The sequence below is a fragment of the Allohahella sp. A8 genome (assembly GCF_047946665.1).
Taxonomy (GTDB): domain Bacteria; phylum Pseudomonadota; class Gammaproteobacteria; order Pseudomonadales; family Oleiphilaceae; genus Allohahella.
The window spans coordinates 3,146,934-3,170,852 of the sequence record NZ_CP172312.1 but is presented as its reverse complement, the minus strand read 5'-3'; the positions used below and the strand labels follow the sequence as shown (position 1 = coordinate 3,170,852).

Genomic DNA, 23,919 nt, shown 5'->3' with positions numbered 1-23,919 from the left:
CCATCAAAAGTAGGATCTAACATGTCAGAAGATAAAAGAAAGGCGGCGCTTGATTATCACGAGTTTCCGAGACCCGGCAAGCTCAGCGTTGAAATTACCAAGCCGACAGCAACCTCGCGTGACCTGGCGCTAGCTTATAGCCCAGGCGTGGCAGAGCCTTGTCGTGAAATCGACAAGAACCCGGACGATGCCTATCGCTACACCAACAAGGGTAATCTCGTCGCTGTCATCAGTGATGGTACCGCCATCCTCGGTCTGGGTAACCTTGGACCACTCGCCAGTAAGCCTGTCATGGAAGGCAAGGGTGTCCTGTTCAAGCGCTTCGCTGGCATCGACGTTTTCGATATTGAAGTGAAATCCGAAAGCCCACAGGCTTTCATTGATACTGTTGCTCGAATCGCAGATACCTTCGGTGGTATCAATCTTGAAGACATCAAGGCGCCGGAGTGTTTTGAAATCGAGCGTGAGCTGATTGCCAAGTGCGATATTCCGGTATTTCATGATGACCAGCACGGCACCGCAATCGTAACTGCCGCTGGCATGATCAACGCCCTCGAGCTTCAGGACAAGAGAATAGAAGACGCCAAGATCGTCTGTCTTGGTGCTGGTGCGGCGGCTGTTGCCTGCATGAAGCTTCTGATCAGCTGTGGCGCACAGTCACAGAACCTGTTCATGCTCGACAGGAAAGGCGTTATTCACACTGGCCGCGATGACCTTAACCAGTACAAGGCTATGTTTGCCATTGAAACAGACAAGCGCACGCTGGCTGATGCCTGCGACGGTGCCGACGTCTTCGTCGGTCTGTCTGGTCCAGATCTGCTGACTGCCGAGATGCTGAAGTCGATGGCGCCAAACCCGGTTGTCTTCGCCTGCTCGAACCCTGATCCGGAAATCAAGCCAGAACTGGCACTTGCAACTCGTGACGATCTTATCCTCGCGACCGGCCGTTCTGATTACCCTAATCAGGTCAATAATGTTCTTGGCTTCCCCTTCATCTTCCGTGGTGCGCTCGACGTTAGAGCGTCAGTAATTAACGAAGAGATGAAAGTGGCCGCTGTCGAGGCACTTCGTGAATTGGCAAAGGAGCCTGTTCCTGAAGATGTCATCCAGGCTTACGATGGCGAGCGTTTTTCATTCGGCAAGAACTACATCATTCCAAAGCCGATGGACAAGCGCTTGCTGACCAACGTCTGCGCTGCTGTTGCGCGAGCGGCTGTTGATAGTGGTGTGGCGCGTCTGCCTTACCCAGCTCACTATCCGCTGGGATCGATAGACGACATCAAGTAGATCAGTCTGCAGAGGGTGCTTGCATCCTCCCAGGAGCGATCGAAGTAGAAAAAAAGCCCGACTCTTCAGTCGGGCTTTTTTGTGCTCTGGCAATAGCAGGTGTGAAGGCTATTGATCAGAATATCATCTCAGGTGGCACGTAATCGTCGGGCTCAGTAGGTAACGAACCGTCTTCGCTGCCCTCCACGTTTTCAGGAGATGCGACGCCGATGGGCGCATTTTCTTCCTTGAAAAACTCCTCGATTGCATTCGGTGACTCAGCCATCGCAGGTTCTGCCGTATCGGCATCGATCCAGACTTTCACGAGGCCTTCTGGCTGCTGCATAACGCTTTCAGGCGCACTTTCAAGCGCCTCCCGCATGAAGTCTATCCAGATGGGCAGAGCCGCTCGACCGCCATACTCTTGTCTCCCAAGCGTCTGAGGTTGGTCGAAGCCAATCCATACACTGGTAACCAGGTCCTGGTTATAGCCGGAAAACCAGGCGTCGACCTGATCATTGGTCGTGCCAGTCTTGCCACGAAGGTCTCCGCGCTTTAGCACCTGGGCATCGCGGCCTGTGCCTCTGGTAATCACATCGGCAAGGATGGAGTCGATGATGAACACCGATCGCGGATCCACGACGGGTTCAGGTGCCGTCGCCTGCTCAGTAACGGGCTGTTTGAACATGACATTGTCCGAGGCGTCCTCTATCTGCGTCACGATGTGGGGCTTCACAAGACGACCACCGTTGGCGAGGAGGGCATAGCCAGCCGCCATTTCGACAGGTGTGAAATCTGCCGACCCCAGTGCGAGCGACAGGTCCTTTGGCATACTGCTCGGATTGAAGCCCAGGCTGGCTATAAAGCGTATTGTCGGCATCACACCCATACGCTCCAGTAGTCTGACCGACACGAGATTTCGCGAGAGATACAAGGCCTTGCGCAGGCGCGTCGGTCCGTAGAACTTGCCGGAGGAATTCACTGGCCGCCAGGCATCCTCCAGCTTCGGGTCGTCGAAGACTACCGGTGCATCATTGATGATCGAAGCGGCGGTCTCACCGCTTTCAAGTGCAGCAAGATAGATGAAAGGCTTGATGTTGGAGCCCGCTTGTCGCCGTGCCTGCCAGGCTCGGTTGAACTTGTTGATGTGGAAATCGTAGCCACCGACAAGAGCGCGAATGGCACCAGACTTCGGATCCATCGCTACGAGCGCGCCCTGGGCAGCAGGCACTTGCGAGAGAACATAGCCGCCCTTGTCAGCTTTCGGCACTCGTTGAGCTTCTGCTGCAGATGGCAGGGTCACAGCCGCACGAGGACTGATATAAATGAGATCACCCATGCTCAGTACGTCAGACACCTGCATGGGTAATTTGCCCATGCTGTCGGGACCTTTATAGGCGCGCGCCCAGTACACATCCTCGAATCCGAGCGTGGTATTCGAGCCGTCGGCCAGCAGAAGGGTCGCCTCACCGAGGCCTTTGCTGTTTATCCGCGATACCCATGCCGGAATCAGGTAGAAGTCGCGGTAGACACTCTGCAGTTCGAGCAGTGCCTGGACCTGTAGGCGACTGTCGATCTGTGGGTCCAGGTTCTGTAGCCTCTTGGCTATTTCCGGCACCTCCTCATCTTCGAGTTCAGCGCCGATCGGCTGGTCTCGGGTCGCTGCTGGCAGTTGCTTCCACGGGCCGTGATAGCCGTGGCGTAAGGTGTAGTTCAGCAAGCCCTTTTTAACGGCAGCTTCGGCGGCCATCTGTAGACCGGAGTCCACAGTCACGTGGACGTTCACGCCATTTTCATACGCGTCTTTTCCGAAGCGGTCGATGGCATCCTGTCGGCCGAGTTCGGCAACGTAGGGCATCGGAATGGTGACATCGGAGTGGAGTCGACTAGCGGTCAGCTTGTCATTGACCGCCGCTTCATAGCTGGCCTCGTCAATGACGCCGAGCTCACGCATTCTCGAGAGAATCCAGTTCCGTCTTAACTTGGCGCGCTCAGGAGCAACAATCGGATTATAGCGAGAGGGGGCCTTGGGCAGTCCGGCGATCATTGCCATCTGGGCAAGCGAGAGGTCTCTCACGTCCTTGCCATAATAGATGCGAGCTGCTGCCTGCACCCCATAGGCGCGGTTGCCGAGAAAGATCTTGTTGAGGTAGAGCTCGAGAATCTCGTTCTTGCTGAGCTCGTTCTCGATCTTCAGTGCGAGCAGGATCTCATTGAACTTGCGGGTGAAGGTCTGCTCATTACTCAGGAAGAAATTCTTCGCCACCTGCATCGTGATCGTGCTGCCGCCACTCTGGATCCTGCCGGTGGTGAGCAGTTCGATGCTTGCGCGGGTGAGTCCGAGTAGGTCGATGCCGCCATGATCGAAGAAACGGCTGTCTTCCGCTGAGAGGAAAGCCTGGATCAATTCGTCCGGGAGTGCGTCGAGTGCGACCGGGTCGCGTCGAATTTCACCAAACTCGCCAACTAATTTGTTATCGCTTGTATAAATTCGTAACGGCGTTTGAAGCGCTGTATTACGTAGCGTTTCCACGTCCGGAAGCTGTGGAGATGTGTATGCATAGAAGCCTGCGGAGACCATCACAGCAGAAGTGAGACCCAGTCCGAGGAGCCAGGCCAGTATCAGCAAAAAGCGCAAGAAATAACCCATGTGTCCCCTGACAGAGTTGGAATGACTGTCTACTCTCATAAAAGTTTAGCCCGCCAGTGTCAGCCGGCAAGAACACCAGGTTACATATCAGATACATCCGGCTGACATTTCAGGCAACGCAGTATACGGCTTTTCCAACCCGGATTTCAGTAAATAGAAATCATTGACTATGCTTTCCGGTACGTTGAAGAAGCGCACAGCCCTGCCGCTACATGCGGTTGGTCATGGTCATTTTAAGGTAGGCGACTCTGTCATGGGGTTATTCGGAAAGAAGAAACAGGCAGTACTTGGCGTCGACATCAGTTCGACGTCCGTCAAGGTGCTCGAGCTGAGTCAGCAGGGGACCCGTTTCAGAGTCGACAGCTATGCAGTCGAACCTCTGCCGGCAAATGCTGTTGTCGAGAAGAACATAAACGATGCTGAAGCTGTCGGCGCAGTCGTTGCCAGGGTCGTGGACAAGTCCCGGTCAGGCGCCAGACATGCTGCGGTCGCAGTTGCAGGCTCAGCCGTCATCACCAAGGTGATACAGATGAGTGGCAATCTGCGCGAACAGGATCTGGAATCGCAGATCCAGCTTGAAGCCGATCAGTACATCCCATACCCCCTTGACGAGGTTTCGCTCGATTTCGAGATTCAGGGCCCGAATGCCCAGAATGCCGAAATGAACGACGTCCTATTGGCCGCCTGCCGGAAGGAAAATGTCGAGCTTCGAGAGGACGCACTCGAGATCGGCGGACTCACGACGCGTATTGTCGATGTCGAAGCCTATGCCATGGAGCGCGCGATGAGTCTCATCATGAGCCAGCTTCCAGGCAATGGCGCCGACCAGACCATCGCTGTCATTGATATCGGTGCGACCATGACCACGCTCAGTGTGATGGTCGACGGCAAGACTATTTATACCCGCGAGCAGTTGTTCGGCGGCCGCCAGCTGACTGATGAGATCCAGCGTCGCTACGGTCTTTCTCAGGAAGAGGCCGGTCTGGCGAAAAAGCAGGGTGGCCTGCCAGATGATTACGATCAGGAAGTGCTGGAGCCCTTTAAAGAGGCGGTGATTCAGCAGGTTTCGCGCTCGCTCCAGTTCTTCTTTGCTTCAACCCAATACAACGATGTTGATTATATCGTGCTTGCGGGTGGCTCTGCGTCCATCGCCGGTATTGCAGATCTCGTCCAGGCTCGGGTGAACACCCCGGCAATGATCGCCAATCCTTTCGCAGACATGACTATTGCGCCTCGGGTGAACGCTTCGGCGCTGAGTAATGACGCGCCGTCGCTCATGATTGCCTGTGGCCTGGCTATGAGGAGTTTCGACTGATGGCACGCATTAACCTCAGGCCCTGGCGCGAAGAGCTCAGGGCAGAACGCCAGAAAAGTTTCGTCACTGCGCTGATTGGCGTGCTGATCATCAGTGCCGGCCTGTCCTTTCTATGGGTTCGCTACATGGAGGGTCAGATTGAGTCCCAGAACAATCGCAATTCGTTTCTGACTACCCAGATCTCACAGCTCAATGAGCAGATCAAGGAAATTAACGAACTCAAGAAGCGGCGTGAAGCGCTGATCGACCGGATGCGAGTCATTCAGGACCTGCAGGGCAAGCGCCCGGTCATCGTCAGACTGTTTGATGAGCTCGTGAGAATAACGCCAGACGGTGTGTTTCTCGAGAAGCTGGCCCGAACCAATGATGCGGTTGCAGTGACTGGCGTCGGCGAGTCGAACAGCAGGATATCCACGTTCATGCGAAATCTGGATCAGTCGGAATGGTTCAAGGACCCGAGTCTCTCGAATGTGAAGACCAAGCCAAATTCCGATTCGCTTCGCCAGTTCGACCTGCGGGTCACTGAGGAATCGCCTGCGGTGAAGGCAGAAGGTGACAAGTCATGAGCTTTGCAGATTCATTAGAGAAATTAAAGGAGTTCGATGTCAACGACCTCGACTTCAATAACGCTGGCGAGTGGCCGGTTGCGGCCAAAGTGGTTAGCGGTCTCGTGCTGTTGGCGGCAGTGCTTGGTGGTGTCTACTACTTCCTTATTCAGGATATGGAAGCCACCTATGCAGCCAGTCAGCAGAAAGAAGTCGAGCTACGACAGGAGTATGCCATGAAAGCTGCTCAGGTCGCGAACCTCGAAGAGTACAAGGCTCAAATGGTTGAAATGCAGCAGACCTTTGGTGCGCTGTTGAAACAGTTGCCATCGGAAACCGAAGTGCCTGGACTGCTTGAAGATATTTCTGGCGTGGGTTCATCAGCTGGGCTCCAGCTCGACTCGATTCAGCTCAATCCTGAAATCTCGCGCGAGTTCTATGTGGAACTGCCGATCACGATCGATCTTACGGGTGAGTATCACGACATTGCGGCCTTCGTGTCAGGAGTTGCCGGCTTGCCGCGAATCGTGACCTTGCACGATTTCACCATCACGAGAAACGCAGGGCAGGATGCAGCAGACGCCGACAGGCTGAGCATGAAGATTCTTGCCAAAACCTACCGCTACAGTGGAGGAGATCAATAATGTTCACTCACGATTTTCTTCCTGGCGCCGGTCTCCGTCTGGTGCGGGCAGGTTGTATAGGTGTGCTGTCGCTTTCGCTGCTCGCAGGCTGTGCCGAAGATACTGGTTTTGAAGACTTGCGCGAGTTCATTGCGGCCGAACAGGCCAAGCCGAAGCGCGCAATTCCACCATTGCCAGAGTTCCAGACCTACCAGGCATTTTCCTACTCGGCTGCGGACAGGCGTTCGCCGTTCCAGCCCCCACGGGAAGTGCAGCTGGCCGACGTTGAGCAGGCAAAGCCCAAGAGCGATGTAAAGCCTGACGAGAACAGGCCGAAAGAGCCGCTGGAGAGCTTCTCCATAGGCAACCTCGACATGGTCGGCACCTTGAATAGAGCTGGTCAGAAGCAACTGTTCGCTCTGGTTCGCGACAAGGACGGTGGTATTCATCGCGTCCAGCTCGGGCAGTACATGGGTACCAACCACGGTCGGGTCATCTCCATTACGCCCGATCAGATCGAATTAATTGAAATCGTTCCGGACGGCCAGAATGGCTGGTTCGAACGGCCTCGAGTGCTTGCCTTGAAGGAGCCAGTATGATGAATCGTTCAACGCCATCCACTCGTGTAGTTGCAGCGCGTCTGCAGGGTCGAGTCAGCGATATTTTCAAGTCACCGGAGAAATTCATGCTTTTAAACGCCAAAAGCGCATTGTTAGGAACCGCAGCGCTATGCATGAGCGGTTGGCTGCAGGCTGCCAGCCTCACTGGCATTGACTTCGGCTCATTGCCGGGCGATAGAACAGAAGTTCGTCTGAGCTTCGACGAGGCGCCGCCTGAGCCGCAGGGTTATGCGATTTCAGATCCAGCGCGGATTGCGATCGACCTGCCTGGCGTCGATAGTGCACTGACAGAACGTTATCACCAGCTCTCCAAGGGTAACACGCAGAGTGTGACCATCCTGGAAGCGAGTGGCCGCACCCGCGTCATCGTCAACCTGCTCGATCTGGTGCCCTATGCGACAAGCGTCGTCGGCAACCAGGTGGTGATACAGCTTGGTGCTGCTGCTGGGTCCGATCTTGAAATGGATGCGGCGGCAAAGACCTCGTCTGTAGCCAGTACCGACTCCGGCGCCTCGAAAGCCAAAGCTTCGAAAAGCGCACCCTCTATAAAGGGTGTCGACTTTCAGCGTGGCGAGAAAGGTGAAGGTCGCCTGATCGTGGAATTGAGCAACAAGAACATCAGTGCCGACATGTCTGAGCAGGGTGGCAACATTCGCGTTGTCTTCAGGGGTGCAGAACTGCCGCAGGATCTGCGTCGACGCCTTGATGTTACTGACTTCGCGACACCCGTCAATACGATCGAAACCTTCCGTGAAGACGGCAATGTGGTCATGCTGATCAAGCCACAGGGTGATTTCGATTACATGGCGTATCAGACAGACAACAGCTTTACCGTGGCCGTCGAGCCAGTCAGCCAGGCTGAAGTCGAAGATCGCCGCAAGGAACAGTTCCCGTTCTCTGGCGAGAAACTGTCGCTGAACTTCCAGGACATCGAAGTCCGCTCGGTGCTGCAGCTTATCGCTGACTTCACTGGCCTGAACCTGGTCGCCTCCGACACGGTCGATGGTCGTATTACATTGCGCCTGCAGAACGTGCCATGGGACCAGGCGCTCGAGCTCGTGCTCAAGACCAAGGGCCTGGACAAGCGCAAGGTTGGCAACGTTCTTCTTGTCGCACCAGCGGCAGAAATTGCGGCGCGAGAGCGTCTGGAACTCGAAGCCAACAAGCAGGTCCAGGCATTGGCGCCAGTGCGTCTTGAAATGCTGCAGATCAACTATGCCAAGGCAGGCGACATCGTCGCACTGCTGCAGTCTGACGCAGAGCTGGTGTCGAGCCGAGGTTTCATTTCTTCTGATGCCCGGACCAACACCATCAGCATTCGCGAAACTGCCGACAAGATCCAGCAGGTTCGTGAGCTGATCTCTACCTGGGACGTGCCAGTATCACAGGTGCTTATCGAAGCGCGTATCGTTCGCGCCAGAACCGATGCAATCGAAGATCTGGGTGTTCGTTGGGGCGGTGGTGCCGCAAAGACGAGAGGTCGTAACGGCTTCCTGGTCGGCGGCTCCCAGACCACCAACACTGAACTGAACGATGGCTTGGGTATTGCGCCTGGTGGCGATCTGGCCTTCACACCGGGTGATGTCACCCTTGGCTTCCCGGACGCCCTGGCTGTCGACCTTGGGGTAAACAGAACCAATGCCTCGTCTTTCGCAGTAGGCTTCCGTCGCAGCAACATATCGCTGGACCTGGAACTCTCTGCTTTCGAACTGGACGGCAAGGGTGAAATCGTGGCCCAGCCCAAGATCGTAACGGCAGACCGTCAGACTGCTCGAATCGAGTCTGGTGAGGAGATTCCTTATCAGGAAGCCTCTTCGAGTGGCGCGACATCGATCAGTTTCAAGAAGGCAGTGCTGTCCCTGGAGGTTACGCCACAGATCACGCCTGACGACAACATCATCATGGACCTGCAGATTGCGCAGGATTCACGAGGTGTCGTCACCGCTGGTATCCCGAGTATCGATACCAACGAAATCCAGACGCAGGTTCTGGTAGGTAACGGCCAGACGATCGTACTTGGCGGTATCTTCTCTTCGGAAACGTCCGAGACCACGACCAAGACGCCGTTCCTGGGTGACCTGCCTTACATAGGTGCGCTGTTCCGCAAAACTGAAAAGAACGATCAGCGTTCGGAACTGCTTGTATTCATCACGCCGCGCCTCATCCGCAGTGGCCTGGTAGATACCCGATAAATACCCGACTCTGAAGCGTGCGCCCGCACGCAGGACGACCAAAGCCACGAGTGACCCTCGTGGCTTTTTTGTTGATCTGCATGGTATTCTTCGGGCATGAATGCCAACTTCGGACATACCACAGATCCCGCCCCTGAGAGCGCAGCAGAAAGTGCAGCACGAGTGCCCTTGCGCAACCTCGTGCTCATAGGGCCGATGGGGACCGGAAAAACCACAATCGGCCGTCTTACGGCGAGCGAACTCGGCTGGCTTTTTGTTGATACGGACAAGGAAATAGAAGCTCGGTGTGGCGCCGATATTCCGTGGATATTCGATGTTGAAGGCGAGGCTGGCTTTCGTGCGCGCGAGACTGCAGTACTGGCAGAGATGCTGTCCCGTGAGCAGGTCGTGATTGCCACCGGTGGCGGCGTCGTCAGCCAGCCCCGCAATCGGGAGTTGCTGGAGCAGGCGGGTCACATCGTCTATCTTCACACTTCAGCGGAGCAGCAATACGAGCGTACACGGCAGGACACGCGCCGGCCGCTGTTACAAACGGCGGACCCACTGAAGACGCTGCGTCGGCTGATGGCTGAGCGCGAACCGCATTACCGCGCGCTGGCAAACTTTACAGTCGATACCGATCGCAAACGTCCGCGTACTGTCGCGAAAGATATAGCGGGCTCTGTTCGTCTCCACTTCAATATGAGTTGCAGCGCATGAAGACTCTGACCGTCGGTCTTGGTGACCGCAGTTATCCAATCTACATTGGCGATGGTGTCATGACAGCCGCTCGCCTGAAGGCGCATATCGCTGGCAAACAGGTCATGATCGTGACCAATGAAACGGTGGCGCCGCTGTATCTCGAGAAACTGACCGCCCAGCTCGAAGGTTTCGAAGTTGACGTTACGCAGCTGCATGATGGCGAACAGTACAAGAACCTGACGGCTATTGATCAGGTCATCGATCACCTGCTGACCCAGCGGCATAATCGTAGCACTACACTCATTGCGCTTGGGGGTGGTGTGGTAGGCGACATAACCGGGTTCGCAGCCAGCTGCTATCAGCGCGGTGTCAATTTCATTCAGGTGCCCACGACCTTGCTCTCGCAGGTGGATTCTTCGGTCGGTGGTAAGACTGGTGTGAATCACCGGCATGGTAAGAATATGATCGGTGCCTTCTATCAGCCCCAGGCTGTCGTGATCGACACCAGTACCTTGCAGACGCTGCCGCCGCGTGAACTTTCTGCAGGTCTTGCCGAAGTGGTCAAGTATGGCCTCATAGACGATATCGAATTTCTCGACTGGCTCGAGAACAATGCGGATGCGCTCATTGCCGCAGAGCCCTCAGCACTGATCCACGCGATAGAAGCGTCCTGCGCGTGCAAGGCCAGGGTGGTCGAAGATGACGAGACTGAGCAGGGGCGTCGTGCCATCCTCAATCTCGGCCATACCTTCGGCCATGCGATCGAAGGCTATATGCAGTACAAGCAATGGCTTCACGGCGAAGCGGTTGCAGTAGGCATGGTCATGGCAGTCGCAATGTCAGTGCGTTGCGGCTATCTGCAGCAAGGCGATGTGGAACGCGTCTCGAACCTGCTGAGTCGGATGAACTTGCCCGTCAGGCCACCTGTTGCCATGACGCCTGATGATTTCATGCAGTACATGGCGGTCGACAAGAAGAACGTGGGCGGAAGTTTGCGCCTGGTCCTGCTTCAGGCCATGGGTGATGCCATCGTTACGGATAAGTTCGATGCTGACGCGCTCGTCAAAACCCTGGTCGAATACACCACCCATTGATTGAACCAATCGCCATGGCTCGCATTGCGGCTGTCCATAGTCGTGCCACGGGCGCCTGGCTGGAGTCACGATCATAGTCAGTCCCATGTTCCAGCTGCCTGAGCGCAAGGAGTTTCTCGATAACCTGCGCCATCTCGCCCATTTCAGCGAAAAAGCCATACTGGTCACTGCTGACTCGCGGGGCAGTATCAGTCACCTCGTATCTGCACTATCCGCTGTCGAAGGCGATGGTCTCTTCGTGGTCGACGTCGATCTTTCCACCCACGAATCGCTTACGCAGGTCTTGCAGTCATGTCTGAAGCGCCTGCAGCTTGATTCTTCAGCTGAGCCCGGTGAAACCGATGCGCAAATGCTCGGCCGGATGCAACAGTACGCCGCGAGAATGGCTGCCGCAGGACAGCGTGTATTGCTGATATTCAGAGCAGCGGATGAGTTTGGCGCTGATAGCACCCTCGCGCTTACCGCAGCCTTGCAGGCTGGTCAGGGTCTCGACAATCACTGGGGCATAATGCTGGCTGCTGACACAGCGATCCTGAAATCGCTAAGCAATGAGTCCCGCGCCCAGAGCCTTCTGCTCCAGTTGCACCTCAGACCACTGTCTCGCGACGAATTCGGTGAATACGCCGCACTACAGCTGGGCGCTTTAGTGCCGTCCCGGCAGAAGCTGGATCGATACCATAAGAAGTTGGGCGGCCTGCCTGAAAAGGTAGACGCTTTCATACTTGAGCAGCGCGCGCAGCCTGTAGCGGTGTCTGCCTCGGCCAAGGATACAGCCAACAAAGCCGCAGTGATGAGTGGCGCAGCAGCATCAGGCAAAGGCTTTGTTCCAGACAGTGCTGTAGCTGCCCCGGCAAAGCGCGCTGCGACAGCAAGCGGTATCAGTGCTGCAGCGGCGATGGCCGGATCAGGCTCTACAGCCCCGGAACCGGCGTCTGCGGCGCAAACCGACCCGGCAATTCCGCCACCGCAACGACAGAGTCTGCTGAAAAACAGGATGCTGGTGTTGCCGGTCGTCATCGCAGCGCTGGGCACCGCTGTCATGGCCGCGCTGTTTCTGTATGAGCCGCAGGAACAGACGCCTGAGGTCCAAGAGACTCAATCGCCTTTTGAGCTCGAAAGCACTCCCATTGCGCCGTCGCCGACTTTGCCCGACACCGCCAGCGAAGCGGTGGTCTTAGATGATGGCCCGACGGTGCCCGCTGAAGTAGAAGGCAGCGCGGTTGCCGGTGAGCCCACGGCCCCGGCCGGTGGGAGGGCCTCTTCAAGTGACCTGGTCGACCGTATACAGGAGCAATTCGTGCGCCAGCGAGCTGCCGGTGGATTTTCTCCCGATGAGCTGGTCGCGGAAGAGGATGATAGCAAGCCAGACCCGGCCAAAACGTCAAGAGCGGAGAGTTTGCCCACGGATACGCAAGCTGGAGAGGCGCCTGCTTTGGATCGCGACTTGGGGCCGGAGTCCTCTGATCGTTCCCAATTAGCGTCGCGGCTACTCGAAAAGGGTGCTGTTGCTCAGAAAGAAGCCGTCAAAAAGGTAGTAGAAGCGCTGCCGCAGACCAAGCCGGCGCCCCAGCCGCAGCCTGAGACTGGCGAAGTTAAGCGCGTCGATGTAGAATCGGCCCCGACTGTTGCCGAGTCCGAAACGACATCTGCCTCCGGCAGTGATCGGTTCAGATCCGCAGAGTGGCTTGCAGCACAGCCGAGTGAAAACTGGACAATTCAGATGCTGGGTAGTTATTCTGAGCCGCTGGTTGTCCGCTTTCTGAGCACTCGGCCTGGACTTGAAAAAGCAGTCTATATCCGGAGCACCTACAAGAATAAACCCTGGTTCATCGTATTGAATGGTAGTTATGCGACCAAAGCAGAGGCGCAGCGCATCGTTCAGGCCTTGCCTGGTAGTCTGAAGAAGGAAGATTTCTGGATTCGGCAAATCGGTGGGTTGAAGTAGTCTAGGCATTGTCCTCGCCATCAGGATGCGTCACTGCATCTGCTTGTTCCACGGCCGCATTATCCCGTTCTGCGCGACTTCTATTGCTTCGCGCTTAAGTAAAAGCCCTGATCGTAATTGCTATTTTATTTGAGTAGCCATGTGCTGCTGTGTAAAATGGCCGGCCCTTTTTCAGCGAATCCCTCTAAGGAGGCATTAAACGCTGCATTTGTAAGTGAGAGATTGCCATGAACCGTTTGACAAGTTCTGCGATGAGCCCTGCGGCAGACAAGCCTGCGCAGGAAGTGGCCCAGGTCCAGCACCGGCTATATGAAAACGGCGAATTCCGCGATAACTGTGGATTCGGCCTGATTGCGCACATGGAGGGCGAGCGTAGTCACAAGCTGTTGCAGACGGCGATCGAATCACTCACCTGCATGACCCATCGTGGCGGTATAGCCGCTGACGGCAAGACCGGTGACGGCTGCGGCCTGCTACTGCAGATGCCCACGGGCTTCATGCGCTCTGTGGCCCAGGAAGCCTTTGGCAAGAAACTGGGACAGAAATTCGCAGTCGGTATGGTCTTTCTCAATCCTGATGAGAAGAAGGCCGACGCAGCGCGCCTGGAACTCGAACAACAGATCGAGGTGCAAGGGCTTAGCGTTGCTGGATGGCGAGTCGTGCCAACAAATACCAGCTGTCTCGGTCCCATGGCATTGGCCAATCTCCCGCGTATCGAGCAGATATTCATCGAAGCAGCCGAGGATCTTGATCATCAGGCCTTGTCGCTCAAACTTTTCGTAGCGCGAAGAAAAGCGGAAATTGCGCTGACGTCCGATCGTGACTTCTATATCTGCAGTCTCTCCGATCAGGTCGTCTCTTATAAAGGTCTGATGATGCCATCGGACCTGCCGGTCTTCTATACCGACCTCGGCAACGCGGAGCTCGAAACCGCAATTTGCGTATTCCACCAGCGCTTTTCAACCAACACTGCGCCGCGTTGGCCGCTGGCACAGCCATTCCGCTACCTGGCTCACAACGGTGAAATCAACACCATTGAAGGCAACCGAAACTGGTCGCTGGCACGTGGATCCAAGTTCAAGACCGATGCACTGCCCAATCTCGATGAGCTGCAGCCTATCGTGAACCGCACTGGTTCCGATTCGTCGTCCATGGACAATATGCTCGAGGTGCTGCTTGCTGGCGGCGTCGATCTGTTCCGTGCTGTGCGCATGATGGTGCCGCCCGCCTGGCAGAACGTGGATACCATGGATGCCGATCTGAAGGCGTTCTATGAATACAACTCCATGCATATGGAGCCCTGGGACGGCCCGGCTGGCATCGTACTGACCGATGGCCGCTACGCTGTGTGTCTGTTGGACCGTAATGGTCTGCGACCTGCACGATGGGTGACCACCACTGATGGCTTCATCACCCTGGCCTCGGAAATCGGAACCTACGGCTACGAGCCAAAGAATGTCATCGCCAAGGGGCGGGTAGGCCCAGGACAGATCCTCGCGATCGACACGCTGAAAGGCGAAGTCCTGCACACTGACGATATCGACTCGCGTCTCAAGGTTCGTCATCCTTACAAGAAATGGCTGCGCGAAAACGCTGTTCGTGTAGAGACGAAACTGCATCAGGGCGCATCGCCGTTCGCGCTGTTCAACGCTGACAAGCTGAAGTATTACCAGAAGATGTTCAACGTCAGCTTTGAGGAGCGGGACCAGATTCTGCGGCCCTTGGCTGAAACCGGGCAGGAAGCGGTTGGTTCGATGGGTGACGACACGCCCATGGCTGTGCTTTCCGAACGTGTTCGAAACGTGGCCGATTATTTCCGGCAGAAGTTTGCGCAGGTCACGAACCCGCCGATCGATCCCCTGCGCGAAACGATCGTGATGTCGCTGGAAACCTGCATCGGTGCCGAGCGCAACATCTTCGAAGAGTCGCCAGAGCACGCGCGTCGACTTATTTTGAGCACACCTGTACTGTCACCGGCCAAGTTCAAGCGCATCCAGGAGATGGAGGACGCTGGATATCCACCCGTCATGATCAGGCTGGCTTACAAGGCGGAAATGGGGCTCAAGGCTGCTGTTGAGGCCGTTGCTGATGAAGCTGAACGTCATGCTCGCGAAGGCAAGGTCGTCCTCGTGCTGTCCGATGCTGGTCTGAAGGATGATGAACTACCGGTCAACGCCTTCCTGGCCACGGGCGCCGTGCACCATCGCCTGGTCAGTAAAGGTCTGCGCTGTAATTCGAACATCGTGGTCGAAACTGCCTGGGCGCGTGATCCACATCAGTTCGCTGTACTGTTTGGTTTCGGCGCCACTGCGGTCTATCCATACCTGGCCTATCAGCTGCTGAATGGACTGATCAATTCCGGCGAAGTGCTTATCAGCCCCATCGATGCCAAGAACAACTACCGCCGCGGTATCAACAAGGGTCTTCTGAAAATCCTCTCCAAGATGGGTATCAGTACCATTGCTTCGTATCGTGGTGCACAGCTGTTCGAAGCTATCGGTCTAGCCGATGAGATCGTCGATATGTGTTTCAAGGGTGTGGCCAGCCGGATCCAGGGCGCAGGGTTCTTTGACCTGCAGCTGGAGCAGGAAATGCTTGCCAAGCACGCCGCACAGAAGCGCAAGGCGATTTCGCAGGGTGGTTTGCTCAAGTTCATCCATGGCGGTGAGTATCACGCTTATAACCCGGATGTCGTCAAACTGCTCCAGTCTGCCGTTGTCGAAGGCAACTATGGCCTATATCGGGAGTATGCTGCGCTGGTCAACGAGCGCCCGGTCACGACCATTCGCGATCTGCTCTCGCTGAAGCTGGCGGAGACGCCGCTGCCGCTGGAGGAAATCGAGCCACTGGACTCTATCTATACCCGTTTCGACAGTGCTGCAATGTCGATCGGTGCCTTGTCTCCCGAGGCTCATGAGGCACTTGCGGTGGCTATGAACCGTCTTGGTGGCCGCTCCAACTCTGGTGAGGGTGGGGAGGATCCTGCACGCTATGGCACCGAACGACGGTCCAAGATCCGGCAGGTTGCCTCTGGTCGCTTTGGTGTCACGCCGCATTACCTGGCCACTGCTGACGTTTTACAGATCAAAGTGGCTCAGGGCGCCAAGCCTGGGGAAGGTGGTCAGCTGCCTGGCGGCAAGGTCAACGCACTCATTGCACGCCTGCGATTCGCAGTGCCGGGTGTGACGCTGATTTCACCTCCGCCACACCACGATATCTACTCCATCGAGGATCTCGCTCAGCTGATTTTCGATCTCAAGCAGATCAACCCCGAGGCCCTGGTTTCAGTCAAACTCGTGTCAGAGCCAGGTGTTGGTACTATCGCTGCTGGTGTCGCCAAGGCTTACGCCGATCTGATCACTATCTCCGGTTACGACGGCGGCACTGGGGCGAGCCCGCTCACCTCCATCAAATACGCAGGTTCTCCATGGGAGCTGGGGCTAGTCGAGGCTCAGCAGGCGCTCCGTGACAACGGGCTGCGTGGGATGATTCGCCTGCAGACAGACGGCGGTCTCAAGACCGGCCTCGATGTCATCAAGGGTGCTATCCTGGGCGCCGAAAGCTTTGGCTTCGGCACAGCGCCAATGGTCGCTCTCGGATGCAAGTATCTGAGAATCTGCCATCTCAACAACTGTGCGACGGGCATCGCTACACAGAATGATGAGCTGAGAGAAGATCACTTCACTGGCACCGTAGAGATGGTGATGAACTTCTTCCGCTTTGTCGCCGAAGAAACTCGTGAGTGGCTGTCACTGCTTGGCGTTCGTTCACTGGACGAGCTGGTCGGTCGTACCGATCTGCTAGAGCGCCTGCCAGGACGTACCGAAAAGCAGAAACAGCTGGACCTGCGTCCATTGCTCGATAATTCCCATATCGATCCTGCCGCGCCGCATACTTGTCAGCAGGAAAGAAATCCGCCCTATGACAAGGGTGCGTTGGCTGAGTCGATGCTGGTCAAGCTGAAGGACGCTATCGAAAACAAGCTCGGTGGCGAGTTCGAATTCAGGATTACCAGCAGTGACCGTTCGATAGGGGCCAAACTGTCTGGCTTTATTGCTCGCCTCCACGGCAACCAGGGCATGGCTGATGCTCCAGTCACCCTACGTCTCACTGGGACTGCGGGTCAGAGCTTTGGCGTCTGGAACGCCGGTGGTTTGGATATGTACCTGGAAGGCGATGCGAACGACTACGTTGGCAAGGGCATGACCGGCGGCAAACTGGTCATCAGGCCGCCGTCTGAAAGTCGCTTCTCGTCTCAGGAAACAGCCATCATCGGTAACACTTGTCTGTACGGTGCGACTGGAGGTCAGTTGTACGCAGCAGGCACCGCTGGTGAGCGCTTCGCTGTTCGAAACTCTGGCTGTAATGCCGTTGTCGAGGGTGCGGGCGATCACTGCTGCGAATATATGACGGCTGGTGTGGTGACCGTGCTAGGCCGAACTGGCTACAACTTCGGCGCAGGTATGACGGGCGGTTTTGCCTACGTCCTGGATGAAGACAAGACATTTGTCGATCGCTATAACCACGAACTCGTTGAAATTCAGCGCATTACTTCGGAAGCCACTGAAGGATACAGAAACCACCTCAGAGAGGTGATTCAGGAGCATATCGCTCATACAGGCTCTGTCTGGGCAGAGAACCTGCTGGATAATTTTGATGATTATCTCAGCCGCTTCTGGCTGGTGAAACCGAAGGCCGCCAGTCTTGGCAGCCTGCTCGCTTCTACCCGGGCTCGTCCGGAATAAGATTTGGTATCCAAGAGGTAATTTGAATGGCAGAGCGATTGAACAACAGCTTCCAGTTTCTGGATGTTGGTCGGGAAGATCCGGAAAAGGTCCGGGTCTCCAAGCGTAAGAAAGACTTTGCTGAAATCTACAAACCTTTCGAGGATGATTCAGCACAGGACCAGGCGCACCGCTGTCTCGAGTGTGGCAACCCATACTGCGAGTGGAAGTGTCCGGTTCATAACTACATACCGAACTGGCTGAAGCTGATTTCGGAAGGCAACATCATGGCAGCAGCCGACCTCTGCCACGAAACAAACACGCTGCCGGAAGTCTGCGGCCGGGTGTGTCCGCAGGATAGGCTGTGTGAAGGCGCCTGTACCCTGAACGATGGCTTCGGCGCAGTGACAATTGGTTCGATCGAGAAGTACATCGCCGATACAGCCTTTGCGCTGGGCTGGCGTCCTGATCTGTCCAATGTGGTCATGACAGACAAGCGCGTTGCTGTCATCGGTGCGGGCCCTGCCGGGCTCGGCTGTGCCGATATTCTGATCCGCAACGGAGTGAAGCCGGTGGTATTCGATCGCTACCCGGAAATTGGCGGTCTCCTCACCTTCGGTATCCCTGAGTTCAAGCTCGAAAAGAACGTGATGGCACTTCGTCGCGAGATTTTCGAAGGTATGGGTATCGAATTCCGGCTAAACACCGAAATCGGTAAGGATGTTGCGTTTGCGGACATTCTTGAAGAATTCGATGCCGTTTTCCTCGGCATGGGCACCTATAACTTCATGAAGGGCGGCTTCGCTGGTGAAGATCTACCGGGTGTCTATGACGCACTACCTTATCTGGTCAGTAACGTTAATCGCAGACTCGGCTTCGAAAAGAACAACACCGACTTCATTGACCTGAAAGGCAAGCGCGTCGTGGTCCTGGGTGGTGGTGACACCGCGATGGACTGTAACCGCACGGCCATACGGCAAGGTGCAAAGACAGTTCACTGTGCTTATCGACGTGATCAGGCGAACATGCCGGGATCACGCCGCGAAGTCGCAAATGCCAAGGAAGAGGGGGTCAAATTCCTCTTCAACCGGCAGCCTGTCGCCATTATCGGTGAAGATCGCGTGGAGGGCGTCAAGGTTGTCAAGACCCAGCTAGGTGAGCCTGATGAAAATGGCCGTCGCCGGCCAGTCGTCGTTCCGGGTAGTGAAGAGATCATTCCGGCTGATGCCGTACTGATCGCCTTCGGTTTCCGGCCGAGCCCGGCTGACTGGTTCGATGAGCACAAGATCAGCGTCGATGACAGCGGTCGAGTTGTAGCGCCCGAGAAGCAGGATTTTATCTTCCAGACCAGCAACCCGAAAATCTTTTCCGGTGGTGATATGGTAAGAGGATCTGATCTGGTAGTGACGGCAATCTGGGAGGGTCGTCAGGCGGCCGAAGGCATACTCGACTATCTGGAAGTCTGATGACACATCTCGAGAACGATATTTTTTTGCGAGCGCTGCTGCGGCAGCCGGTTGAGCGGACGCCGGTATGGGTCATGCGGCAGGCCGGTCGTTACCTGCCTGAGTACCGGGCATCGCGTGAAAATGCTGGCAGCTTCATGGATCTGTGTCGCAATGCAGACCTCGCTTGCGAGGTCACTTTGCAGCCTCTGGCACGTTTCGATCTCGATGCCGCCATATTGTTCTCCGATATCCTGACGATACCCGATGCGATGGGCCTTGGCTTGTATTTCGAAACAGGTGAAGGTCCGAAGTTCAAGCACACGATTCGTTCGCGGGCTGATGTCGATGCATTGCCAGTGGTGTCGTCCGGCGATCTCGACTATGTAATGAGTGCTGTCCGCACCATACGTGGTGCGCTCGCTGGCCGCGTTCCGCTCATTGGCTTCTCCGGTAGCCCTTGGACGCTCGCAACCTATATGGTCGAAGGCGGAAGCAGCAAGGACTTTGGCGCCATCAAGCGCATGATGTTCTCCGAACCCGATGTTCTGCATGCGCTGCTCGACAAGCTGGCGGACAGTGTCGTCAGTTATCTCAACGGGCAAATTGATGCTGGTGCCCAGGCCGTTCAGATCTTCGATACCTGGGGTGGCATTCTCTCACCAACTGACTACGCAGCATTCTCTCTGCAGTATATGAAGAGGATTGTTGCCGGTCTCAAGCGCGAAAATGAAGGTCGGCCGATACCCGTCATCCTGTTTACCAAGAACGCACAGTTCAACCTGGCGAAGATGGCTGAAAGTGGTGCTGATGCCCTTGGCGTGGACTGGACCGTCGACCTGAACAAGGCACGGGAGCTGGTTCAGGACAAAGTGGCACTGCAGGGCAATCTCGATCCTTCTGTACTGCTTGGCAGTAAGGCGACCATTCGTTCAAGGGTGGCCGCCGTGCTTGAAAGCTACGGACAGGGCCCAGGGCATGTCTTCAATCTAGGGCATGGCATCACGCCCGCTGTCGACCCCGACCATCTGAAAGTTATGGTCGACACGGTCCATGAGTTGAGTCCCGCTTACCATAAATAACAGCGTCTGCCGCGACGCTGAAGGGAGAACATGGCCAAGGCCAAAATCCATTACGTCTGCACTGATTGTGGCGCCAGCCACAGCAAGTGGCAGGGCCAGTGCAGTCAGTGCCTGGAGTGGAATACCCTACAGACCTTCCGTGAAAGCCCCTCAGCCGGCCATCATTCCGGACAGACGGCTGCTGCGTTTTCCAAAGCCGCAGGTTATTCGGGCGAACAGAGCCAGGTCCAGCTCCTAGGTGAAGTGGAAATCGGCGAACTGCCCCGAACAAGCTCAGGCAGTGATGAGCTCGACAGAGTGTTGGGCGGCGGCATCGTGCCTGCGTCTGTGATTCTGTTGGGTGGCTACCCGGGTGCGGGCAAGAGCACCATATTGCTACAGCTGGCCGGTCGCATGTCCGCCCAGCAGGACGTCCTTTACGTTACTGGCGAAGAATCCCTGCAGCAGCTGGCGATGCGTGCCCAGCGCCTGCGAGTGGATGTGAGTCGCCTGCAGGTCATGGCTGAAAGCGATCTCCACGAAGTCATGGCGCAAGTGACAGCACGCAAGCCACAGCTCCTGATTATCGACAGTATCCAGGTGATGTTCCTGAGCGAGCTCCAATCGGCAGCGGGAGGTGTGACGCAGGTGAGAGAATGTGCAGCCTTGCTTACCCGGTATGCCAAACAATCCGGGACCACAATCCTCATGGTCGGGCATGTCACCAAGGAAGGCGCACTGGCTGGTCCCAAGGTGCTGGAACACATCATTGATACCTCTATTCTCCTGGAAGGCACCCCCGATAGTCGTTTCCGCCTCCTCCGGGCGACGAAAAATCGCTTCGGCGCGGTGAATGAGCTTGGCGTTTTCGCCATGCTGGATTCAGGCCTGAAGGATGTGAAGAATCCGTCCGCGATTTTCCTCGACCAGACTGGCGAAGAGGCTGCTGGAAGCCTCGTCACGGTTGCCTGGGAAGGCTCACGGCCACTCCTCATCGAAGTTCAGGCCTTGGTAGACGATGCCGCTGGCGGATCTCCGCGCCGCCTGGCAGTAGGTACAGACCCACAGCGGCTGGCCATGCTGCTCGCTGTACTGCATAAGCATGGCGGTCTGCAGTGTCACGATCAGGACGTCTTTATCAACGTGGTCGGTGGTGTCAAAATTGCTGAAACCGGCTCGGATCTGGCGCTGGTGCTGGCCATCGCCTCAAGTTTCCGCAACAGGGCAATTCCACGATCAACCATCGTGTTCGGAGAAATCGGACTAGGTGGGGAGATCAGGCCTGTGACCAGCGGCACGGAGCGCATCGTAGAGGCAAGGAAACATGGCTTCGAACGTTTCATCGTTCCGAAAGCTAATTTGCCAAAAGCAGGTTCTGCCGCGGCTCGCCAGCTGGAGGGTCAATCCGTCATCGGCGTTCGCACGCTGGCTGAAGCACTTGATCAACTGTGACGCAAGATCGCTCAGTCTGGGTGATTGTAATAGTCGATGAGACTGGCAAACTCACGCTGAAGCAGAAACGGATCGCCGACATTGAGCTCGATGAGTCGGCGCAAGTTGGTGGCACTCTCGATACTGATCTGATCGCAGACGAAGCCGATGAGGTCATCCGTTATGTGGCTGCAGTGGCCAATCATCTCGATCGCTCGGTCTGAATCGGGCAGGCTGAGTACCAGGAGGTATTGATGAGCGCTGCCGTCCCAGTCCAGAGGTCTCGAAACCAGCAGACCTTTAAGTGACACGTCTACCAGTTCAGCCTCCCAGCAGGTGCCGATATAGTCACGTGTGGAGTCGAAATGACGAATCAGAACTTCGGCGTCAAACTCGATACGTTTGAAGTTTCGCCGGTCCTCCGAACCCTTAACGCCATCGTCTTGCCTTGAATCTTGCATAGCCTGTCCCTTTCGGCCGTCACTGTGGCAGATCATACTTAACTTATAGGCGACTATCCGCAGAAATGCTGCAGCTGTTTTTCAAAAACTTGCGCCATGCCACTGAAAATGCGGTTTAAAGGGCCTCAGGCCGTCTTGAATCTGCCGACCCCGTCACTAATGCTACTGGTCATTTTGCTCACTTGCCGCGCGGCTTCATGCGTGTCTTGGGCTACCTCGTTCGACATCTGGGTTTGCGCATTGAGTTCCTGGAGGTTCTTGTTGATCTCATCAGTGACCGCAGTCTGCTCTTCAGTGGCCGTTGCCGTCTGCATGGACATCTCTTCCACGCGGCCAATGACCTCCAGCGTATTGGCCAGTAGACTTTCGGTCTCCTTCGCCAGTTCGACCGAACTACTGACTCGCCCGAAGCCATCTTCGATCATATTGACGACATTATTGACGCCATTCTGCACTGACTCGATCATCTGTCGGATGCTGTTAGTCGACTCCTGAGTCTTGCCTGCGAGTGCACGCACCTCATCAGCAACGACAGCAAAACCGCGACCCTGCTCGCCCGCTCGAGCTGCCTCTATGGCCGCATTGAGTGCCAGCAGGTTGGTCTGCTCCGCAATCCCGGTGATCACTTCAAGAAAGCCGTTGATCTTGCCTGACTCTTCCGCCAGCGTCCTGGCACTGGTAGAAGCGCCTTCGATGCTCTTGTAAAGCGCCTGAATCTGCGTCACCGAGCGATTAATCAATGTTACCCCCTGTGCAGAGAAACTCTTGGCCTGCTGTGTTTCGTCCGCAGTCTGGTGGGCGAGTCCTGACATTTCCTTTGTCGCTATGCTCATCTCGTGAACTGCACTGACGATCATATCCGACGCCGCACTTTGGCGTGAGCAGATGGTGGACGCTTTTTCTGCCGACTGGTTCAGCACCCCTGACGACCGGTTCAACTGGCCGACGTCATTGCGAACTGCCGTAATGAGATCGTGCATGCTCGACACAAAACCATTAAAAGACTCGGCAAGTTGGCCGAGCTCGTCTTTATGCCTGACCTCAATTTTGCGAGTGAGGTCTCCACCGCCGGAAGCGATGGAGTCAATACTTTTGTTCAATTCCCGGATCCGTCCAAGCAGCATCGTCTGACTGGTAAACGAGATGATGCCGACCAGCAGTATGATGAACAAAGCCACCGCCCAACTGATGACTTCGCTGGCATCGATAGCTTCAGCGATATCGCTACGAACCTGCACACTTTGTGCGAGGGCTGCTTCACCTGCAATATCATAGATGTCCCTGAGTGTACTGAATGCGGCAGCTGACTCGCCGAGCGCAAGAGCGATGGCTTCGTCCCGGTCGCCTGAATCCAGCTCGGCGAATACACGTTTGACTGCAGCTATCCATTCGCCATAAACGCGGTCGTAGCCGGTAAGCTGCTTGAGGACGCCAGGGTAGGGCTCCATCGCCGCCCGGAATGAATAGTATCGATCAAAAGCCTGTTTGGCATTGTCTTCAAAATCTTCCCTAAGTGCCGCCTTATTGGCGGCTTCGTCATAGACGTAACGGAGTTCGGCCACGCGAGACTGGTACAGATCACGGTCGGCATTGAGCACTTCGCTGATTGCGGGCGTGAAACGGGTGGGGAAGACGCTCATGTCTTCTTCAAGCTGATGCGCGCGATTACTGCTGAAAAGCATGATCAATAGCAGCGCGGCAACTGCGATCGCAAGCGGTATCGAAGTTTTGAGGCGAAGACTGAGGGTGGACATGGGAGCCTCCAGGGCGCCGAGGACAATAAAAAATCTAATGACCACGGCAGTATAGACCCTGTCTGGAAGATGCGCGTCAAGAACGGCCGCGCACTTCCAGCGGCTGGGTAAC

16 protein-coding genes are annotated in these 23,919 nt (G+C 56.0%); 13 read left to right on the top strand and 3 right to left on the bottom strand.

The window, feature by feature from the left end:
* Window positions 1-21: 21 nt before the first annotated feature.
* Window positions 22-1,287 (top strand): malic enzyme-like NAD(P)-binding protein, encoded by a 1,266-nt coding sequence (locus ACH3PB_RS14190; RefSeq protein WP_416395907.1) that lies wholly within the window; start codon window positions 22-24, stop codon window positions 1,285-1,287.
* A 115-nt stretch (window positions 1,288-1,402) separates the two neighbouring features.
* On the opposite strand, the gene ACH3PB_RS14185 is transcribed toward ACH3PB_RS14190, so the two are convergent.
* Window positions 1,403-3,916 carry a penicillin-binding protein 1A gene (locus ACH3PB_RS14185; protein ID WP_416395905.1) on the bottom strand — a complete coding sequence of 838 codons (2,514 nt, stop codon included), beginning with the start codon at window positions 3,914-3,916 and terminating at the stop codon, window positions 1,403-1,405.
* Window positions 3,917-4,169: 253 nt separating this feature from the next.
* On the opposite strand from ACH3PB_RS14185, the gene ACH3PB_RS14180 reads away from it, so the two are divergent.
* The 12 genes from ACH3PB_RS14180 (at window position 4,170) to radA (ending at window position 21,613) form a co-directional block, all read left to right on the top strand.
* Entirely contained in the window at window positions 4,170-5,231 is a 1,062-nt protein-coding gene (locus ACH3PB_RS14180; RefSeq protein ID WP_416395903.1) for a pilus assembly protein PilM, read from the top strand.
* Complete coding sequence (locus tag ACH3PB_RS14175; RefSeq protein ID WP_416395902.1) at window positions 5,231-5,797, top strand: PilN domain-containing protein; 567 nt, start codon at window positions 5,231-5,233, stop codon at window positions 5,795-5,797. Before ACH3PB_RS14180 ends, ACH3PB_RS14175 begins: the two co-directional genes overlap by 1 nt.
* Window positions 5,794-6,420, top strand: coding sequence for a type 4a pilus biogenesis protein PilO (locus ACH3PB_RS14170; RefSeq protein WP_416395900.1), 627 nt, complete (start codon window positions 5,794-5,796; stop codon window positions 6,418-6,420). Before ACH3PB_RS14175 ends, ACH3PB_RS14170 begins: the two co-directional genes overlap by 4 nt.
* Entirely contained in the window at window positions 6,420-6,998 is a 579-nt protein-coding gene (locus ACH3PB_RS14165; RefSeq protein ID WP_416395898.1) for a pilus assembly protein PilP, read from the top strand. The genes ACH3PB_RS14170 and ACH3PB_RS14165 overlap by 1 nt, the downstream gene beginning before the upstream one ends.
* A complete protein-coding gene (pilQ, locus tag ACH3PB_RS14160) occupies window positions 6,995-9,211 on the top strand; it encodes a type IV pilus secretin PilQ (RefSeq protein ID WP_416395896.1) in 2,217 nt (738 codons plus the stop codon). Before ACH3PB_RS14165 ends, pilQ begins: the two co-directional genes overlap by 4 nt.
* A 195-nt stretch (window positions 9,212-9,406) precedes the next feature.
* A complete protein-coding gene (locus ACH3PB_RS14155) occupies window positions 9,407-9,910 on the top strand; it encodes a shikimate kinase (protein WP_416399465.1) in 504 nt (167 codons plus the stop codon).
* Window positions 9,907-10,986: a 3-dehydroquinate synthase gene (aroB, locus tag ACH3PB_RS14150; protein ID WP_416395895.1), complete on the top strand. Its 1,080-nt coding sequence runs from the start codon at window positions 9,907-9,909 to the stop codon at window positions 10,984-10,986. The genes ACH3PB_RS14155 and aroB overlap by 4 nt, the downstream gene beginning before the upstream one ends.
* Window positions 10,987-11,071: 85 nt before the next feature.
* Window positions 11,072-12,931 carry an SPOR domain-containing protein gene (locus ACH3PB_RS14145; RefSeq protein WP_416395893.1) on the top strand — a complete coding sequence of 620 codons (1,860 nt, stop codon included), beginning with the start codon at window positions 11,072-11,074 and terminating at the stop codon, window positions 12,929-12,931.
* 251 nt (window positions 12,932-13,182) lie between these two features.
* Complete coding sequence (gene gltB, locus ACH3PB_RS14140) at window positions 13,183-17,676, top strand: glutamate synthase large subunit (RefSeq protein WP_416399464.1); 4,494 nt, start codon at window positions 13,183-13,185, stop codon at window positions 17,674-17,676.
* Window positions 17,677-17,702: 26 nt separating this feature from the next.
* Window positions 17,703-19,121 carry an FAD-dependent oxidoreductase gene (locus tag ACH3PB_RS14135; protein ID WP_416395891.1) on the top strand — a complete coding sequence of 473 codons (1,419 nt, stop codon included), beginning with the start codon at window positions 17,703-17,705 and terminating at the stop codon, window positions 19,119-19,121.
* Entirely contained in the window at window positions 19,121-20,182 is a 1,062-nt protein-coding gene (hemE, locus tag ACH3PB_RS14130; protein WP_416395889.1) for a uroporphyrinogen decarboxylase, read from the top strand. Before ACH3PB_RS14135 ends, hemE begins: the two co-directional genes overlap by 1 nt.
* A gap of 30 nt (window positions 20,183-20,212) precedes the next feature.
* Window positions 20,213-21,613 (top strand): DNA repair protein RadA, encoded by a 1,401-nt coding sequence (gene radA, locus ACH3PB_RS14125; protein ID WP_416395887.1) that lies wholly within the window; start codon window positions 20,213-20,215, stop codon window positions 21,611-21,613.
* A gap of 11 nt (window positions 21,614-21,624) precedes the next feature.
* On the opposite strand, the gene ACH3PB_RS14120 is transcribed toward radA, so the two are convergent.
* Both ACH3PB_RS14120 and ACH3PB_RS14115 read right to left on the bottom strand, forming a co-directional pair.
* Window positions 21,625-22,053, bottom strand: coding sequence for a PilZ domain-containing protein (locus ACH3PB_RS14120; protein ID WP_416395885.1), 429 nt, complete (start codon window positions 22,051-22,053; stop codon window positions 21,625-21,627).
* 125 nt (window positions 22,054-22,178) lie between these two features.
* Entirely contained in the window at window positions 22,179-23,807 is a 1,629-nt protein-coding gene (locus ACH3PB_RS14115) for a methyl-accepting chemotaxis protein (RefSeq protein WP_416395883.1), read from the bottom strand.
* Between the last annotated feature and the right edge of the window lie 112 nt (window positions 23,808-23,919).